The 19375-nt window shown below is 42.9% G+C and carries 18 protein-coding genes; 9 read left to right on the forward strand and 9 right to left on the reverse strand.

All coding sequences use genetic code 11. From position 1 onward, the window contains the following. Positions 1-382: 382 nt before the first annotated feature. The 3 genes from N773_RS20095 to N773_RS0109845 form a co-directional block, all read right to left on the reverse strand. Positions 383-1084, reverse strand: a complete 702-nt coding sequence (locus N773_RS20095; protein ID WP_024857627.1) for a LytR/AlgR family response regulator transcription factor — start codon at positions 1082-1084, stop codon at positions 383-385. Then, positions 1065-2465 carry a sensor histidine kinase gene (locus N773_RS0109840; RefSeq protein ID WP_024857628.1) on the reverse strand — a complete coding sequence of 467 codons (1401 nt, stop codon included), beginning with the start codon at positions 2463-2465 and terminating at the stop codon, positions 1065-1067. The genes N773_RS20095 and N773_RS0109840 overlap by 20 nt, the downstream gene beginning before the upstream one ends. A gap of 625 nt (positions 2466-3090) precedes the next feature. Beyond that, positions 3091-3660 (reverse strand): GNAT family N-acetyltransferase, encoded by a 570-nt coding sequence (locus N773_RS0109845; RefSeq protein WP_024857629.1) that lies wholly within the window; start codon positions 3658-3660, stop codon positions 3091-3093. Positions 3661-3892: 232 nt separating this feature from the next. On the opposite strand from N773_RS0109845, the gene N773_RS0109850 reads away from it, so the two are divergent. The 5 genes from N773_RS0109850 to N773_RS0109870 all read left to right on the forward strand — a co-directional run bounded on the left by N773_RS0109850 (position 3893) and on the right by N773_RS0109870 (position 9019). Then, positions 3893-4588 carry a hypothetical protein gene (locus N773_RS0109850; protein WP_024857630.1) on the forward strand — a complete coding sequence of 232 codons (696 nt, stop codon included), beginning with the start codon at positions 3893-3895 and terminating at the stop codon, positions 4586-4588. A gap of 187 nt (positions 4589-4775) precedes the next feature. Next, entirely contained in the window at positions 4776-5387 is a 612-nt protein-coding gene (locus N773_RS0109855; protein ID WP_155250877.1) for a hypothetical protein, read from the forward strand. Between the two features lie 207 nt (positions 5388-5594). Beyond that, entirely contained in the window at positions 5595-6785 is a 1191-nt protein-coding gene (locus N773_RS0109860) for a carbohydrate-binding domain-containing protein (RefSeq protein ID WP_024857632.1), read from the forward strand. A gap of 136 nt (positions 6786-6921) precedes the next feature. Next, positions 6922-7596 carry a response regulator transcription factor gene (locus N773_RS0109865; RefSeq protein ID WP_024857633.1) on the forward strand — a complete coding sequence of 225 codons (675 nt, stop codon included), beginning with the start codon at positions 6922-6924 and terminating at the stop codon, positions 7594-7596. Continuing rightward, positions 7586-9019 carry a sensor histidine kinase gene (locus tag N773_RS0109870; protein WP_024857634.1) on the forward strand — a complete coding sequence of 478 codons (1434 nt, stop codon included), beginning with the start codon at positions 7586-7588 and terminating at the stop codon, positions 9017-9019. The genes N773_RS0109865 and N773_RS0109870 overlap by 11 nt, the downstream gene beginning before the upstream one ends. 218 nt (positions 9020-9237) lie before the next feature. Here N773_RS0109870 and N773_RS0109875 read toward each other — a convergent pair whose 3' ends face one another. From N773_RS0109875 to N773_RS20100, 3 genes are all read right to left on the reverse strand, one after another. Further along, positions 9238-9564, reverse strand: coding sequence for a hypothetical protein (locus tag N773_RS0109875; protein ID WP_024857635.1), 327 nt, complete (start codon positions 9562-9564; stop codon positions 9238-9240). Between the two features lie 194 nt (positions 9565-9758). Then, positions 9759-11057: a hypothetical protein gene (locus N773_RS0109880; RefSeq protein WP_024857636.1), complete on the reverse strand. Its 1299-nt coding sequence runs from the start codon at positions 11055-11057 to the stop codon at positions 9759-9761. Beyond that, positions 11014-11568, reverse strand: a complete 555-nt coding sequence (locus N773_RS20100) for an RNA polymerase sigma factor (protein ID WP_024857637.1) — start codon at positions 11566-11568, stop codon at positions 11014-11016. The genes N773_RS0109880 and N773_RS20100 overlap by 44 nt, the downstream gene beginning before the upstream one ends. 458 nt (positions 11569-12026) lie before the next feature. On the opposite strand from N773_RS20100, the gene N773_RS0109890 reads away from it, so the two are divergent. From N773_RS0109890 to N773_RS0109905, 4 genes are read left to right on the forward strand one after another with little or no spacing between them, the layout of a single operon-like run. Next, positions 12027-12401 (forward strand): GntR family transcriptional regulator, encoded by a 375-nt coding sequence (locus tag N773_RS0109890; protein ID WP_024857638.1) that lies wholly within the window; start codon positions 12027-12029, stop codon positions 12399-12401. A 2-nt stretch (positions 12402-12403) separates the two neighbouring features. Further along, a complete protein-coding gene (locus tag N773_RS0109895) occupies positions 12404-13285 on the forward strand; it encodes an ABC transporter ATP-binding protein (protein WP_024857639.1) in 882 nt (293 codons plus the stop codon). Further along, a complete protein-coding gene (locus N773_RS0109900; RefSeq protein WP_024857640.1) occupies positions 13282-14031 on the forward strand; it encodes a hypothetical protein in 750 nt (249 codons plus the stop codon). The genes N773_RS0109895 and N773_RS0109900 overlap by 4 nt, the downstream gene beginning before the upstream one ends. Next, a complete protein-coding gene (locus N773_RS0109905) occupies positions 14031-14720 on the forward strand; it encodes an ABC-2 transporter permease (protein ID WP_024857641.1) in 690 nt (229 codons plus the stop codon). Before N773_RS0109900 ends, N773_RS0109905 begins: the two co-directional genes overlap by 1 nt. A gap of 355 nt (positions 14721-15075) precedes the next feature. Here N773_RS0109905 and N773_RS0109910 read toward each other — a convergent pair whose 3' ends face one another. The 3 genes from N773_RS0109910 to N773_RS0109920 are packed head-to-tail and all read right to left on the reverse strand — an operon-like array spanning position 15076 to position 19367. Beyond that, entirely contained in the window at positions 15076-16512 is a 1437-nt protein-coding gene (locus N773_RS0109910; protein ID WP_024857642.1) for a 4Fe-4S dicluster domain-containing protein, read from the reverse strand. Positions 16513-16528: 16 nt separating this feature from the next. Then, complete coding sequence (locus tag N773_RS0109915) at positions 16529-17698, reverse strand: SpoIIE family protein phosphatase (protein ID WP_024857643.1); 1170 nt, start codon at positions 17696-17698, stop codon at positions 16529-16531. Beyond that, positions 17691-19367 (reverse strand): [Fe-Fe] hydrogenase large subunit C-terminal domain-containing protein, encoded by a 1677-nt coding sequence (locus tag N773_RS0109920; RefSeq protein ID WP_024857644.1) that lies wholly within the window; start codon positions 19365-19367, stop codon positions 17691-17693. Before N773_RS0109920 ends, N773_RS0109915 begins: the two co-directional genes overlap by 8 nt. Positions 19368-19375: the final 8 nt, after the last annotated feature.

Genomic DNA, 19375 nt, shown 5'->3' on the forward strand with positions numbered 1-19375 from the left:
TCAGAAGTATGTTTCTGCCATATCTTTTATATCATTTGTGAACGCCGCATTAAATAGTTTCATGCAATTAATTCATATGTTTTATGATTTTATCTATTATAATTATAGCATATCGAGTGTTACAAAGCCGTCACAGCGAAAACGTTATTCGTGTTCATATTGTGAAAGTTAAATGAAATTTCAGCGAAAATCAATTTTTCTCTTGACATGATTTCAAGCCAATAAAATCCTATAGATTTCACCATTCCAATATTTTACGCACCGATTTTCATCCGTTTGCAGAACAATGCGAAAAACCTAAAAATCAGTACCGTCTCCCCTACCGAAATTCCGCACAAAAAAAAGACCTTCCCTCCATCACCGAAGGAAAGGTCTTAAATCATTATACCCAGGAAAACTCATCAGCTATCCTGTCCAGTTCACCCTCACACCGCACCGAGCCGTGCCTGATGCCTATTTTTCCGTACTTTTTATCAATTATATCCCTCTCACCGATCTCATCAAGGGATTCTATCAAATCCTTTATCAGCTGCCGCAGATACCCCGCCTTGTCGGGATCACCGTCCCATAGTATCCCCAACAGCTCACCGTTTGAACACAGCGTGCCGTCGCGGTATATCAGGTAAGCGAACATCTCCAGCGTCCTGCTCCTGTGAAAAACGAATGCTTTTTCATTATCGAATACCGCAAAAGGCGAACACCTCACAAGAAGCCTGCTCTGCGGAGCATCTATCGGATACCGCAGATTTTGCAGTTCACGCCGCAGGTCTTCCTCAAAAACCGGTTTTCGCAGATACCCGCTGGGGTGAACTCCGTAAGCTTCGTAGCAGTACTTTGTAAATCCTGTCACAAATATGATATTCAGCGTGGGATAAAATTCCTTTATCTTTTTCGCCAGATCGATCCCGTTCATGCCGGGCATCTCCACATCAAGAAAAACGATCTGCGTTTCCTTTGATATCAGCCTGAAAGCCTGTTCCGCAGTATTCGCCGCCATGTGAGTACCGCTCGGGTCGATCTTCGTCATAAGGTGCTGTATCATCTCGGATATCTCAGGCTTATCGTCAACCGAAAGCGTTATCATGCTCCTCATCTCCCGACTTTTCTTTGATGGTTATCCGAGCAAGGGTACCGTAAGGGACTTTCATAAGCTCCACCCTGCCTCCGCAGACCAGATCAAACCTTTTTATGATGTTCTCCAACCCCACGCCCCTGCGTTCTTTTGTATCTTCAATATAGGGACGGTCACCCGTACCGTCGTCTTTTACTTCAATGATTATGTATCCGTCTTTGCGGAACGAACTGATACCAACCGTGCCTCCGTTTTCACGGGATATACCGTGCCTAACAGCATTTTCCACCAGCGGCTGTATACTCAGGGCAGGCACCGTAAAATCGTCACATTCAATGTTGTAATCCACCTGAAGCTTGTCCTTGTAATTCATGCGTTCAAGCGTCAGATAAGCCTCGATATTGTCCATCTCCTGCTCAAAAGTTATGGTGTATGCTTCACCCAGTATATCAAAATGCGACCGCAGATACATCGAAAAATATTTCAGCCCCTCGTATACCTCGGGATAATCACGGCTGCGGGCGCAGAGTGTCATCAGCGAGTTGTTTATAAAATGGGGCTGTATCTGTGCAATAAGCAGCTGATTCTTGCTTTGTTCCAGCTGATATTTCGATTCAGCCAGCTCGATCCGCGTCTTTTCCAATTCCTGGATACTTCTTATAAAGCTGTCTTTCTTGTTCTGTTCATGCAGCGTGAAAAGTATCAGCGCCGAAAAAGAAGCCATCGTGCTGTTAAGATTATTGTTCGTATAATAGCTTATCATCAGGGCGATTAGCTGAAATCCCGACGCCGTAATAACGGCTTTTCCAAGGAAATTGTATATCCTGTCCCATTCAAGCACCGTCACACAGAGTATGAAAGCATAGGTCACTACCGTTGTAAGATGCCATATCGGGAACCCCCACGAACGTTCATAGCGGTTATCAGAAGTGATATGGTAGAATATCTTTGTGAACGGTGTGCTTAACAGCAAAGCAAACAGCATATACTGCATCACCTGAAAAGCTATCATCGCACGCCGCAGACGTTTCAGCCCGTGCTTGTCGGCGATGTACTTTCGTATCACTCGCAGAATGAACAGTGTTATACCCATGCTTGAAGCATAGTACATGAACGAACCGATACGTATATGATAGTGTGCTATCCTGCCTTCCCTGCCGCTGAATGCCAGATAAAAAATGTCGCTTAAATTGTAGATAAGCACCGAAAGATAATAAAGGGTGAGTTCCTTTGTAAGCAGAACAGCCCTGCTGTTAACTACCTGATAGCGCTTATCGTCCTGCCTGCCAATAAGCATCGAAGCCAGCAGAAACAGTATAAAGCACTCATTCCAGAATTTTACGATGACCTGTGCAAGCTGAAGCGGTCCTATCTGCGAAAACATTTCTTTCATACTAACAGCATCACCTGCCCGAAAACTTTCTTGTTACGAATATTATGTGATATTGTCTAAAAATTTGTTTATTCTATTATAACCTAAAATAATGTTCATGTCAAGTTCATTTTTTAATAATTCATGAATTTAACCATTATCCGCAATGTAACAAGAACTTAGTGAGCCGTTGACACTTCTTGAAAGCCTGAACTATATCAGGATAATAGAGGAACACAGCACCGGAGGCAAGTCAAAAACGATAATACAAGTCAATCCCACCACTAAATTGACAAAATTGACAAAAGTTGACAAAAGTTGACACGAAAATGTCAACTTTATAACTCCGAAAAATAGGGCTTTCAGAGGTAAAAACATAAAAGTTGACAAAATTGACAGGGTAGTAAGGATACTTTAAAAAAGTAAATTTGCCATATATTGGAAATTACCTGCTATTTTTTCATTTTTCCCCTTACCTTGTCAACATTGTCAATTTTCTCAAAAACAAGGCTTAAACGCCGTAAAATAGGGCTTTTAAAAGTTGACAAAACAGTGTCAATTTGTGTCAACTTTGTCAACTTTTGTATTAGCGTGCTAAAGTGAAAGGAAGATGTTTATGTTTATACGAACCCGCACTCATATCTCTTCAAAGTTGATTGCCGAGCCATTCCTTTTTCAGAATAGCGTACTGATAGGTATTTTCATAGTGCGGAGTGCCGTCGGGGTCATTCACAAAGGATATGAACTCCAGGAACAGCCCCTCACAACGCATACCGAGTTTTTCACAAAGGTGTCGGCTTGCGGTATTATAGTCCTCTGTATAAGCGTAAATACGCCTTGCGCCCTTATCTTTGAAAAGATAGTCGAAGAAAGCTCGTGCTGCTTCATATGCGTAGCCCTTGCCCTGATAATCATTGTTCAGCATCCAGCACGGTGAGAATGTGTCCTGCTGTCTATTATTGCCATCGGTCGGATCATCACTTTCGGGGTACGCCTCTATCTCACCGATGACTTTACCCGTATCTTTCAAGGTTATCGCAAAGTAATATTCCATTTCACTGCAACGTTTATTCATCTCCGCTCTGGCTTCATCGAGAGAGTTCAGCTTCATTGAAGCAAAACAGTTGACAGCTGGCTCTCTCAGGTATTCCAGTACATCGGCTGCATCACTTTCGGTAAAAGGACGCAGGATAAGTCTATCTGTTTCTATTATCATCGTATGTCCCTCCATTTTACTGATGATTGTTAGAAAGTGAATATATGTAATTATACCACAATCAGCCCCGATTTTCAATCCACAATACCAAAAATGAAGCAAAGTGAGCTTTACACCGAACAATGTCTGCCGATTGACAATGCCCGCATAAAATAGTATAATAACAATAGCCGAGAGATCATTCAGAATGATCTTACAAAATAATTGCTTTCAGAGGAGTTGATTTTAAGCTGTGTGGATAAATAATGTTCAGGAAAATGCGGAGAGATTTCCGCTGTTCAACAGGATAAAACAGGATCACGATATCGGTGTGTATATAAAGGCACAAAATGAATCATTGCAGGCTATGGGGTATACCGAACATAGCTTTGCGCACATCGGTGTTGTTGCCGATCGTGTGGGATACATTCTTGACACCTTAGGGCTGGACGATCACACAATAGATCTTGCGTTGACGTCAGCGTGGATGCATGATCTCGGTAATGTCATAAACCGCGAGGATCATAGTCAGTCAGGTGCTATGATGACTTTCTGTCTGCTGGATAAAATGGGTATACCCGCTGAGGATATCGCTCCAATAATACAGGCTATCGGCAATCACGATGAAGGCTGTGGAGTTCCCGTAAGCAAGATCGCCGCGGCACTTATCCTTGCTGATAAATCCGATGTCAGAAGAAGCCGCGTTCAGGATGATGACAAAAGGAATTATGATATACATGACAGAGTGAACTATTCTGTCAAGACTTCCAAGCTGAAGATCAATCAGGATCATACCGCCATAAAGCTGAAACTCGATATCGATACAAGATATGGTGAGATAGGCGAATACTTTGAGATATTCATGGAGCGTATGCTGCTGTGCCGCAAAGCTGCGGGCTTTCTTGATCTTGAATTTCATCTGATAATCAACGAGCAGACACTGATGTAGTACTGTTTACGCCCGACAACAGGGTCAGCGAAAATATTGCTTCACATATCCATCACAAAAACATACAATAATTCCACGAACTCTGTCTGCTATTCCACATTGATTCTATTATCCTTTCAGATTTGTGCTGTACTATATAGCTACGGAAACAAATTCCGGACACAAAACAGAAAGGAACGTGAACACTATGAGATCATTTTCAAAACCCGCTGCCTGTATTTGTGCTTTAGTAATGGCGGCATCGACCATGACTGCTGTCAGCGTAAGTGCAGAGCAAAGCAAAGGATCGGCTGCAGCTGTTACACAGGAGAACAGCAAGTCGGAAAACACAGATGTTAAGTTCGGAAAGGTAACTGCGGTGAATGGCAGCGAAATAACAGTTGCCCTCGGAGATTTCACCAAAACGGAAAAATCTTCCGAAACTTCGGATGTGAAGGAAAAGAAAAAGCAGTCCGATGAAACTTCTTCCACAGATGAACAGCAGACCGAAAGCAGCAAAACAAAAGTCAAAGGTCATAAAGGCAAAGGCGGACATCGCGGCAGCTTTACTGAAGACGGCAATACCGTTACAGTAACTGTCACTGATAACATTACCGTCAGCAGAAAGGGTGCAGAGGCTTCATTATCAGACATCAGTGAAGGCGATATAATTAAGCTTGGATACAATGAAAATGCTGAACTAGAAAGCGTAAAACTGATGAAAGGCCATAAACACAGCGGATCAGGTGCGGAAGGCAGTTCCAGAAGCCGTCCCGCAAAGAAAACAGGCAAGTCTTCGGAACAAAGTACCGAAGCATAAATGACCCCGAATATTTTTGAATCGTGTTCCCGACAGTCGTTATTGACTGCCGGGACTTTTTTCACAATACTATCACAAAGTACGACTATGATTCCACATTAATAGCCCAACTTTCCACTTTCGCTCCTTTATCTTCTCATAGAGATCATGTATCATTAGATCATAAAAACAAACAACAAGTTTCAATAACCGAAAGGAAGTGCTTTTATGAAAAAGACTTATTTAACATCGATCATCTTGTCAGCTGTTATCGTTGCTTCTATGGCAGGCTGTGGAAATATCACATCTACGGACAAAACAAACGCTGAAACATCAAAAGAGATCATCACTGAACAGATCGCAGAGCTTTCATACAATACATCATCTGATGAGATCTTCACCGAGCGTGACCTTGAGCAGACCGCAGACACAAGCGAGTCGCAGAGCATTACCGTTGCCGATAACAAGACGATAGATATCACAGAGGAAGGTGTATATGTCATCAGCGGTACAGCTGAAAACTGCACCATCAATATCAATGCAGACGAAAATGCAAAGGTACAGCTAGTACTCGATGGAGTAAGCATTACCAATAACGACTTTCCTGCAATATACGTTGTTTCAGCAGATAAGGTATTTGTTACCACTACGGAAAGCGAAAATACACTTAAAGTCAGCGGCGAATTTACAGCAGACGGTGAAACCAATACCGATGCAGTTATCTTCTCGAAAGAAGATCTTGTCCTCAACGGTACGGGTACGCTGAATGTTACTTCTGATTACGGAAACGGTATTACCTGCAAGGACGAAATGAAGATCACAGGCGGAACATACAATGTAAGTTCGGCACTTGATGCATTTGAAGCGAATGATTCTATCTCCATAAGTGATGGAAAATTCAATATAACCTCAAATAAGGACGGTATCCACTGTGAAAATGATGAACTTGAAGGTACGATAACTATCACAGGAGGAACTTTTGAAATAAACGCTGTCAGCGATGGTATCCAGGCTAGTGCACTTCTGCAGATCGACAGCGGAGATCTCAATATAACAGCCGCTGAGGGACTTGAAGCTACATATATACTTATCAATGACGGCAATATCACAATAGATGCCAGCGATGACGGTATCAACGCTTCAGCAAATTCCGGCAGTTATGAAGCAGCTATCGTAATAAACGGCGGAGATATTAATGTGGCAGTCGGTCAGGGCGATACTGACGCTATCGACTCAAACGGTTCTATCTTTGTCAACGGCGGAACTATAAATGTCACCGCACAGATGTCCTCTTTCGATTACGATAAAACAGCTGAATTCAATGGTGGAACTATCATCGTCAACGGACAGGAAGTCTCAGAGATACCACAAAGCATGATGAGAGGCGGCATTGGCGGCGGAAAACACAGGGGTTTCTGATACCCATAGCTGAGGCTTAGCACGATTTAAATATCCCGAGCCTGTGGCTGACATATCGGAAAAATGCTCCCTTGAAGCTTTACAAAGGGGCATTTTTCGTGTATAATGATTACAATACTATTGCAGGAGGTGCGCTGTGTCAAGAATACTTATCGTTGATGATGAGCCTGATATAATCACACTGATAAGCCGTTATGCAGAACGTGAGGGCTATGAAGTCGTTACTGCTGAGGACGGCAGTCAGGCTATAGATATCTGTCGGAAAGAAGATTTCGACCTTATAGTTATGGATATCATGATGCCAGATACCGACGGTTTTACTGCCTGTAAGAAAATAAAGGAGTTCAAGGATATTCCGGTCATCATGCTGTCTGCACGCGGAACAGAGTTTGATAAGCTGTTCGGCTTTGAGGTAGGTGTTGACGATTATGTTACAAAGCCTTTCTCACCCAGAGAACTTATGGCGCGTATCAAAGCTGTGATAAATCGAAGCAAGACCGATGTTTCAGAAAATGACAGCGGTATCGTAAACGTTGGCGGCATGGAGATAGATACCTTCGGGCTTACTGTGACAGTTGACGGAACAAGAAATGAGCTGACAGCTAAGGAATATGCTCTGCTAATGTTTTTTGTGAATAATCGCGGCATAGTACTCACCCGCGATCAGATACTCAACGAAGTTTGGGGATATGACAGCTTCGGAGTTGACCGCACAGTTGACTGGCAGATCAAATTGCTGAGAAGTAAACTCGGTTCTTGCCGTGACTGCATTAAAACGGTTCGAGGGGTGGGATATAAATTTGAAGTATAAAGCCAGGACATTCCGCAAAAAGCTGCTGGGATATTTCATGCTGTTCACCGCGGTTATTTTTACTGTTCTCTGGCTTTTGCAGACAGTATTTCTGCAAAGCTTTTACAATGGTATGATAATCAGGAACACCATATCCGCAGCTAATAAGATAATCGCATTTGACAGCGATATTACCGAAAAGCTTGATGAAATATCAAGGGACAATTCATTACTGGTATATGTCACTGATACAGACGGAAATATACTTTATTCTGCCGATGAATATAAAAAGGGACACCATGGAGCTGATGAAAATGACGGCTTCGCTCAGATGAAGGGTCGTAAGGATGGACGATTTCATTACAGAGAACTTCCCGATAATTTTGATGAGTTCCGCAAAGACCTTTACGCTTCGGAAAACGGAGAAGCAGAATTAAAGACCGAGCAGATGTATTTCTATGGCAAGTACATAGACTATAACGGTGATAAGGCGATACTCTACCTTGGAACAAATCTTAATCCGGTAGGCTCTGCCGCCCGTATAATCCGCATACAGCTCCTGATCGTAACATTTCTCTCCGTAGCGGTAGGTTTTGTACTGGCATTATTCATTTCAAAGAGCTTTTCACGCCCGATATCTCAACTCAATGATAAAGCGCATACATTGGGAGAAAACTCAGATAATACAGAATTTCACAAAGGTTTCTGCTTCGAGCTTGACGAGTTGAACGAAACTCTCGACAAGACAGACGGCAAGCTGAAGCAGAACAAGGAATTTCAGAACGAACTGCTTGCAAATGTATCACATGATCTGCGCACTCCCCTTACGATGATAAAAGGCTATGCCGAGATGATACGTGATATATCTCATGAGGACGAACAGCAGTGTGCCGAGGACGTTGCAGTCATCGTCAGAGAAGCAGACAGACTGACCGCTCTTGTGGGTGAGATACTTGAATATTCCGAACTGCAGATGAAGGAGGCCGAAGATATCCTTACCGACTGCGATCTTAGTGAAGTTGTAAATTCTGTCACGGAAAACTTTGAGAGCCTTTTCTCAAAAGACGGATATATCTTTGAACACAGTGTTGCAGAGAATATCCATGTCCGCGGGAATTCATCAAGACTTACAAGAGCAGTATATAATCTCATAGATAATGCAGTGCGTCATATTGGCGATGATAAGTGGATAGGCGTTACTCTGAAAGCTGAAAACAACAAAGCAGTCATCGAGATAGCCGACCACGGTGAGGGAATTCCAACAGATGAGCTTGAACGGATATGGGATAAATACTATACCAGCCGACAGCGTGGCGGTAAAGGTGTTTCGGGACTGGGTCTTGCCATCGTGAAACAGACGGTCATTCAGCACGGCGGAATGTGCAGTGCTGTGTCGGAGGTCGGAGCTGGAAGTGTATTCCGCATTGAACTTACTATGCTATAATCAAACATTTGTTCTTTGGAGCGTTATACTAAAATAGCAGTCGACAAACGCAAAAAAATCTGGTAGTAAAATAATACCAAGAAGAAGCGAAGCACTCCAGCTCTCGGGAGAGCCAGGTTGAAAAAGGCTGCTGTTTGCCACAATCAAAAACATGGGGCCGTTGCGTGTTTGTACGCAGCAGCCCCATGTTTATTAGTTACGGAAAATTTTCACTTAAATCAAATCAGTTCATCGGTGTTGAGTTCGCCGATAAGAGTCCACTTCTCGGTGGCATAATCGAACTCATAGGTCGCATAGCGTATCAGTTTTTCTTCCGATGAATTATTATTCTTTGCATAGATGACTCTTCTGTCTTTGTCGATGGCATAGATGTCAAAGGTAACACTTTTTGCACCCTTTGAAGCATCTGCGGTTTCGGTGTATTCTACATCATTTGCGGAATAGATTTCAAAAGTATACGAACCACTAAGACCATCGGGCAGAGGAACTTCCAGCTTGCTGTCCTTGCCGGGATAATAACCTGTTGCAAATTCGGGTATTATCATTTCGTTAGGTCCGTCATATTTTCCCAGTGAGATATCAACTGCGACATACGTACCCTTATCTACTATACCGCTCAGATCTTCACTCGGATTGTAATATGAGCTGACATAGCCTTTTTCATAGTAATTGTCAAAACGGTATCCTATGATCGCGTTCAGACCCGCCTCTTTAAGGGCGGCAACAGCCTGTTCCTCTGTCAGATCAAAGAGTTCGGGCAGTTTGGTCTTCTCGGAAGAAGACTTTTTTCCTCATACGTTTCGGAGAATCCTGCCTTTTCATTCTGATCATCTGATGTTTCAGTATTTTCCTCCTGAGCGAAGTATTCTTCCTCAATATCTTCCTGAGTGTCGGATACTTCCGTTCCTTCTCCTGACAGGTAATCTACTTCGGGTAAATTTTTGAGAGAATCAAATACTTCATTTGTTTCGGATATCCATTTTTGTGCATCTATATACAGAACAGAATGAGTATTACCGCTCCAGTCGTCCACCATTATAACGATCTGTTCAGACTCCATATACAGGTAAATATCATAACTATTACCATTCAGATCAAAGGAACACGAAGCACTGGCATCACCCAAGGACGACAATTCTTCGCACTCGAGCCAGGGCTGTGCAGCATCTGTTTCAAATTTCAGTGATCCGTTTTTGCTGATATCTTCAATGATATCATAAAGCTTCTCGGCAGTTGTTTCGTCTTCATATTCCGCAAATACAGGAAGATCTTTATAATAGTCATCGTTTCTCTGGAAGAATATATAACCACCCTTGGCAGTTATATGCCTGAGTTCGGCGTAAGGTTCATCGGGGATGAACTCACAAAGAGCATATGAAGCACCGTCTACGGTGATGATACAACAAAATTCGGGGTGCATCCCACTGTCAGAATAATGCGCATCTGCGAGATATGCAGGGCACTGCTGAACTTCACTGATCCTTACTGTTCGCTTTTCTCCATTCACGACATATTCCAGTGTACGATCTGTCGGAACTTCTTCTCCGTCCCAGACATGGCACTTTTTGGCTTTTTCCACAAGTACGTCGATAGCCGCTATCCTCTCTTCATCTGTAATAAAGTAAGTGCCGTATCTCTTATCGGTAACTTTTATTGCGTTTTCTGAGATGCTTTCATCATCCTCGGTAACGGTCTGATCTTTTGTGGTGATGCTGTCCTTAGCTGTTGTGGGGAGAAGCTTCGGCTTTTTATCGTTCATATTCACCGCTGCAAGACCGATAACTACAGCCGCACAAGCTGCTGCCGATATCACGGAGATGGGGAAATGTTTTTTTACCTTTGCTGTCTCATTAGTATTGTATGCATTCATTTTTATCTGCTCCTTTTGTATATGTATGTTATCCGTTGCTGTCTTTTCAATGCCGAAGGTCTTTCTACCTGCTTCAAGCTTTTTTGCACGCTCCATCACGCGATTTTTCAGCTCGGAGGAGGGTTCAAGCCTTTGTTTGATCGATAAGATATTTTTGTTTTCTTTCATTAGCTTCCGCCTCCGTTTCTGTTTTGTTACTGCTGTTTTCAAGCACAGCTTTAAGTTTTTCTCTTGCACGCTTCAGCCGCATTTTTACTGCGCCTTCGCTCAGATTCATCACCTTTGCGATATCCATTATCGGGATCTCCTCAAAGTAATGGAGATACAGCGGAAGGCGGTATTTCTCTTTTAACCTGCACACTGCCTGCCAGAGTTCGCTTTCTCCGCTGTTTTCTTCGGGTGATATTAATGTATCTGCGTCGAACTCCTCGCCGTTTCGTAATTTGAACCACGGCGAGCGGTTAGCCGACCGACAAAGATTTACCGCAGTACGTATCAACCACGACCGTCTTGCACCTTCGTCCTCGAAATGAAGCTCCTTTGTATAGTATAGCAGGAATACCTCCTGAAAGATGTCATCACGCTCTGATGGAGAGCCGAGCATCGAGGCTATTAGACCGTTGATCGTTCGTCCGTATTTCTCCATCACGTATTCCAGATCTTTTTGTTCATCGGTCATGTGCCTCACCGCCTTTCACTATTGTTTTTGTTGTTGAATGCATTCATATACTAATGCTGATTTTAGCACAGAAGTAACGCTTTTTGAAGAAAAATATTTTCGCTTTGTAGGGTTGCATAAGTTAGCAAGAAAAACGGCATAGTGCTTTGTTATTTATTTACAAGAAACTTTTCCGCACAATAAAAGTAATATAAAAATGACACGTACCTTTATATATCTTCTTGTTCGCAGAAAAAAGCTCATCTGCGTGCGAGATATTATACGCTTGCCTTTGACAGGCTGAGATATGCTTCATCAAAAGCAAATATCTGCTTTTTAATTTTTTTTACAAATACCTCTTGACAAAGTGTAACACAGTTGATATAATTGTATACATAGTAGTTATACAATTTAGACTTTGATGCTACAATCCGGAGTGTGCATCAAAGTGATATGACCACAAGGAGTGCACAAGAATTATGAATATAAACATCAGCAACTCATCAGGTGAACCTATCTATTTGCAGATAGCGAACCAGATCAAGACGCTGATACTTGAAGGGAAACTGGGAGAGGGTGAAGCGTTGCCATCAATGCGGCTCCTCGCTACGGAACTTCGTATCAGCTTCATGACGACAAAGCGAGCCTACGAGGAACTTGAACGGGACGGCTTTATCGAGTCGTATACGGGCAGAGGCTCTTTTGTAAAATCACAGAATTTAGAGATATATCGTGAGGAGCAGATCAAACGTGTAGAATCACTGCTTATGGAGGCAGGAGATACAGCTCGTAAGGCAGGTATCACGATGGAGGAGCTACACGAGCTTCTTGACCTTGTAAATGGAGGAGAATAAAAATGAATGAATATGAAAACGCCATAGAGTTACGCGGCGTAAACAAGACTTATAAGGACTTTGGTCTGGAAAATGTCAGCTTTATAGTTCCCAAAGGCTGCATCATGGGCTTTATAGGGCAGAACGGTGCAGGCAAGACCACTAATATACGCAGTATGCTGAATATCACTAAGATAAACAGCGGAGAGATAAGTCTGCTGGGGCTTGACCATGTACAGAACGAAGCAGAGATCAAAAAGCGTATCGCTGTTGTATTTGACGATCTGCCATTTCACGATATGTTCACACCCAAGGATATAGCGAAAATACTTGAGGGTATGTATCCCGAATGGAACAATAATGTATATTCAGATTATTTAAATCGTTTTGAACTGCCTTACAAGAAGAAGATAGGAAAGTTTTCCAAGGGTATGAAAATGAAACTGCAGATAGCCTGTGCACTGTCACATAATGCAGAACTGCTCATAATGGACGAAGCAACAGCAGGTCTTGATCCTGTAGTTCGTGATGAGATACTTCACATTTTTATGGAATATCTTCAGGACGGTGAGCGTTCTATCCTTATGTCATCGCATATCACTTCTGATCTTGAAAAGATAGCTGATATGGTCACATTCATAGATAAGGGCAGGATACTACTCACAGGCTACAAAGACGAGATCATCGAGCGACATGGTATCATAAAGTGCGGCTACGATAAACTGACAACGATAGATCCTGATGATATCGTCAGCATCCGTACTAATAACTTTGGCGCGGAGGTAATGGTGAATAATAAAGAGCAGGCTCTCAGCAAGTACAGTGACTGCATTATAGATCCTGCTAATATTGATGATATAATGCTGTTCTATGTTCATCGTTATGATAAGGAGTGGTTAAGATGAGAATGTACCGTTCTTTGATATACAGAAGTTTAAGGTTAAAGCGTACCAGAGACAGATTGTTTTTATTTTTGATACTGTTATTGGATGCTTTCTTTTCATTGTTGTTTATAGTGTCTTTTGATGACCCGACTGAAATTAAAGATGATGTGTTTATGTTCTGTGTTTTTTCTTTTATGTTGGCGATGCTTTGCGGTATGATTGCAGGTGCAAATAACGGCATTTACAGAATGGATACTAATACCGGCTGGGAGCGCTATATAAGAGCCCTGCCTCCGACACCTATGCAGCAGGCAGTAGCAGATCTTCTGATAAAGCTGATCTATATACTGATCTATGGTACGATTTTAATGATATATGCCACCTTTTCCGATAACCATACAGGTCTTCATCTGATGTGTTATGTAATGAATATATTCCTGTTTTTCGCAACGCTCTTTGTGATCATTGATATTGTATACAGCTTTGTCGTCAGGTTCGCCCAAACCAGAGCAGAGCTGGAGTTGATGAGTCTTGCTGCTTTTGTATGCGGTGTAATTATAATATTCAAAGTTTGCAAATTGATAGGCAACATACGTATGTATTCACCCGTACAATTTGGTAATCCTTTATTTGGCAGTACCTCATACATATTTGCATCATTTGTTGCTTCAGGAAAGGTAACTGCCGTTGCTGTATCATCCTTTGTGATCTCCCTTGGATCATATTTTCTTGTGATGTGGCGTCTGCATGAAAGGAGGGAAATGTAATGAAAGGTCTTGTCTATAAGGAATGGAAACAGAACTATCGGTTCATTCTCTCCATGATACTTTGTGCCCTTGCACCTTTTATCATTGTGCTGATACTGGAGGGTGAAGGATCTGCTATGGTAAGCATCATCGGACTTATCATAGGATTTATTGTAGCAGGTTTATTGCAGGTGATGGTACTTGACGGTGATGACAGAAAAATGTGGAGTTACTGGGTATCATCAACAGCTGATGGTTACAGGGGTTTTCTGAGGAACAAATATATAATGATATTTGGTATGATCGCGCTGTTTTTGCTTTCTCTGCTGATCTTTGATACAGGTTATCGCAAATATCTCTCTTATGCAGAGCAAATAGATTTTTACAAGATCATGGGTGTCGCACTTCCGCTGAGCATTCTGCAGCTATTCCTTCGTGCGATAGATATTCCGTTTTATTATTTATTCGGCAAAAAGATCGGCAGTGTCGTAAAATCGATAATAATGTCAATAGGTGCTATTATTCTCGTTATGTTCCTCATTGTGTATTCAGATAGCATGGATAAATTATTTGATTTTGGTAAGAGTCTGATAGATTCTAAATACATAACGCTTTCTGTGATGATTTTGATAAACCTTGTTGTGTACTATCTGTCCTACCGATTGTCCTGTTTGGTGTATCTGAAAGGTGCAGAGCATTATGACCACTAGATCTGATATAAAAAATTATTAACAAGATAAAGATAGAAAAATAATACCATAATGCCGGTCTTGAACTGACCGCAAAAAGTTAGACAATCGGCTCTATGTTTATCGGCGTTAGATAAATTTAACAAGGATATTTCAGCCATATCAGAAGTGCTTTTATTTAGATAACATAATTTTGAACAGTCTGAAATGAAGTAAAGATGTAACGTTGTTGGGCGGGTACATTTTTCTTAGTGCGTTGTAATTTATCTTATCCTTATAGAAATATCACTAATTAATACAAAGAAAAAAGGCATCACCGTTCAGTATAAACGAGATGTCTTTTCTCATTATATATCAGTTATGCAAAAACAATAAGTCACATTTTAAGCACCGAGATAGCATCAGAGATCGTCTTTTCCAGAGCTTCTCTGCCGTAAGCATCAACCTGAGCTTTGTTCTTCTCTCCGTGAGTAAGACAGCCCGCGCCGCCAATACAGCCTCCGATGCAAGCCATACCTTCGATAAAATTCTCATTGAGCACACCGCGTTTTTTCTTCATCAGTGCCGCGCGGCATTCCTCGATGCCGTCACAGGAACATGGCAGGAGTTCAAAGTCCTCTATCCCCTGTTCCTTGATCGCCTCTGCGACCGCATCAGATAGACCGCCGCTGCGTGCAAAAATTCTTCCGAAGTAGGAAGCATTGTCAAGTGCTTCTTCTTCAAGCTGTGTAATGTCAAGATCGCGGCTGTCAAAAAGTGCCTGGAGTTCTTCAAAAGTCAGCACTGAATCAACATAGGCTCTGACATTCTTCAGCTGAGCTTCTGCTTTTTTAGCGGTACACGGACCTATGAATACCACCTTTGCAGACGGCTCTATCTCCTTAATATATTTCGCAATCGCAGCCATCGGTGATGCATTGTGCGATATATGCTCTGTAAGTTCAGGAAAAGCAGACTTAACATATGCCACAAACGCAGGACAGCAGGAACTGGTCAGAAAGCCTTTTTCTACCAGTTCTCTTGATTCGGAATATGCTACCATATCAGCGCCAAGTGCAGCTTCTACTACCGCATGGAATCCGAGCTTTTTCAGCCCTGATACCACCTGTCCCAGCTTCGCGTATGTGAACTGGCTGGATATCGAGGGCGCAACTACCGCATAAAGTTTCGACTTCTTATCGCGGCTGTTTTTCTTTATCATGTCGATAACATCGAGTATAAAGGATTTATCGGTTATAGCTCCGAATGGACACTGGTATACACAGGCACCGCATGATATACATTTCTTGTTATCGATGGCTGCAACGCTGTCTTCATTTATGCTTATCGCCTTGATCTTACAGGCATTCTGACAAGGACGCACACGGTTGGTTATCGCCGAATAGGGACAGACTTTGGAACATCTGCCGCATTCTATACACTTGCTTTTGTCGATATGTGCCACATGGTTGTGATCAAAGGAGATAGCCCCTCTGGGACATACATCCTCGCAACGGTGGGCAAGACAGCCGCGGCATGAATCCGTGACCTCATATCCTGCCGCAGGACATTCGTCGCAGGCTATATCAATAACTTCGATGACATTGGGATTTTCCTTATCGCCGCCCATAGCCATCTTTACACGCTCGGCGATTATGGCTCTTTCTTTATAAACACAGCAGCGCATGGTAGGAGTCTTGCCTGATACTATTTTCTTCGGGATATCCAGAAGATCTTCAAGCAGCTTATCATCCCACGCCTCTCTTGCGACCTCTCGCAGGACCTTATATTTCAGATATTGTACCTTGGTATCAAATACTCTCTTGTTTTTCATTTATCTGTTCACACCCTTAAAAATAGCTAACCTTGATGCGTTTTCCCATCTTGCCCAGAGCCTTTGAGAGTTCCTGCACAAGGTTCATCTTGATGTTGAAATTTATCGGCAGATCGGGATTCTGATGCGCAGGATTTATAGCCCTGCCAACATAGAAATTAATATCGGTAGCTTCCTCAAAAAGCATCCTGCTGATAAGAGACGCTCCGTCCCTGCCGTGGCTCCATTTTTCGTATAACAGATTTTCGCCGATATGATCCTTTGCATATTCAAGCACGCGGTTGACTGTGATAACACCCTCGGTCACAAGGTCAACACCCTCGATAGTCGCAATGGGCGGTACGTCGCTGTGTTCAAAGCTAAGACTTGCCACCAGCGGTTTTTTCAGCCACCGGGAAGCTATGGTCGAGGTCGTTCCACCGCAGATTATATGCTTGCCCTCTTTCGAGAAAAACAGACTCATCATCCTGTCACAATCGTCTTTATTTGATGGAGGACCAAAAAGTATATTCATCGGAACGCGGCGGCGTATACGGACAACGCAGGCAGTAGTATCATCACCCGGCTCATGTCCGTATAGATTGTCGCACTCATCCACAAGTATAGTTGATAGAGTTTTTGCTGTATACCCCACAGGTGCCAGCATTTCCATAAAAGACGCGATATCTTCTCGCTTCCATCCGAAATTATATGCCATACCTATGCCTGCATGAGGACAGCCGTCGCTCATGGATATGATAAGATCATTCTCCTGTAACCTTATCTCAGAGCGGTATATCTTCTTGCCGCCAATGTTCATCTCCGTCTTGGGATAGTCGTACACCTTTTCATTGCGTATAAGTATGCTCAGAGGATTATCATACTGTATAAGCACAGCAGTTTCATTATTTATGATGTGGATTATCGTGAAAGTAGAGTATGCAACTCCCCTCACCGAACATATCGGCAGTGTGCCCGCGATAGTCGAAACGCAGTCTTCAAGGGGAAGCCCCGCCGCAAGCATGGTGGAGATTATTTTCGATGTCAGGGTGGAAAGTATGCTAGCCTTCACCCCGCTTCCAAGACCATCTGCAAGAACTATAACTGTGGAATCATCATTCTCAACGATATCGATATGATCTCCGCACAGCTGTTCACCTACATGATTTATGCTTTTGAATCCGATATCCGCACACAAGTTATTCATCCTGTATCGACTCCTTGAGTTTTGATAGCGCTATCTTCGTTTCAGCAGTAGTTTCTCCGAGAAGCGACGCTATCTCCTGAACTATCCTCATCTGCTTATCAATAACCTTATCAGCCACTTCAATAGTATTGCGGCTTATCTCTTCCTTTTTACTGCGTGCGTTCTCCTCATCGGTAACATCACGCATGATACATATGAGCATTTTGCTCTCGCGGTCAAGCACGATGGTGCGCTCGGCATATCTCTGGTATTCGGTCAGGAATATCCTTTCGTTATATACACCTTTGCCTGTCCGCTTTACTTCCATAAATACCTTCGGGTCGAGTATCCGCACCACCTGATCTCCCAGAACATCGGATGCGTAACGTATATTCATCATCTCCATAGCAGCGGAGTTTATCTGCTGTACCTCCAGTGAATCGTTAAGCACTATGATACCGTTGGGAATATTCCTGACTATGGTATCCGAGAAACTCTCTGCCTTGTCTTTCAGGAAAGGCAGGCACATGGATATATCTGCTTTGCCCTGATATATCGCTATCGCTTTCTCACGGCAGGTATTGTATCCACAGGAACCGCAGTTGAGTTCATCGGAAGTATCGAACTTGCCCATCTGCGCCAGTATCTGACGTATCTCCGATTCAGTTGGCTGTGCATGCCCGAGATCTATCAAGGAGAATTGCTTTTTCATGTACAGTATATCAGGCTGTTCAACTTCATAATCCTTTGAGCCTGCATATCCTGCTATCAGCATCTGGTCTTCAATAGGAGTATACCGAGCATTCTCCATAACAGGGCCGCCTATACAGCTTCCGTTGCAGGCTGACATCTCAATGAAGCATTTATGTATACTTCCCTTTTCAAGCTCACGCAGAACGGATATGCACTTTTCAATGCCGTCTATCGCGATATATGTGTAATCAGGCAAATCGCAATCCATGGTTTTGAGTATACCACCCGCTGTCGGGAAAAATCTTGCACGGCTGTGTTCATCGGCAGAAAAACTGCGTTCTATCTCGATATTCTCTTCTTTCAGCCAGACTGAAAGTTCCTCAAAGGTGAGCACAGCATCGACTGTATCGCCATAATGCTGGGCTTCGTCCTTTTTGGAAACACACGGACCTATGAAGACAGTCTTTGCATCGGGGATACGCCTTTTGATATCTGCACAGTGCGCCTGCATCGGAGATATAACGTCAGCAAGCATGGGCAGAAGATCGGGGAAGTACTTCTGTATCAGCAGGTTTACCGAATGGCAGCAGGACGATATCACAACGTCCCTGTTTTCTTCTTTTAGTATCCGCTCATATTCACGCTTTACATGGGTCGCGCCTACAGCTGTTTCTTCAACATCATAAAAACCAAGTTTTTTAAGTGCATCACGCATCTGTTCTATGCCCGCCCCGTGATAATTTGCAATGAATGACGGTGCAAGGCTCACAACTACAGGAGAACCGCTTTGTAAAAGTACCCTTACCTTTTCAGATTCATCAACTATCTGCTTTGCATCCTGGGGACAGACTACTACGCACTGACCGCACAATATGCACTCCTGTTCGATGATGTGCGCCTGGTTGCCCGAAAATCTTATAGACTTGACAGGGCAGTGTCTGATGCATTTATAGCAGTTTTTACAATTTGATTTTTTTAATGTTAAACAGCTGCTCATAGATGACA

The sequence above is a fragment of the Ruminococcus albus AD2013 genome (assembly GCF_000526775.1).
GTDB lineage: Bacteria > Bacillota > Clostridia > Oscillospirales > Ruminococcaceae > Hominimerdicola > Hominimerdicola alba_A.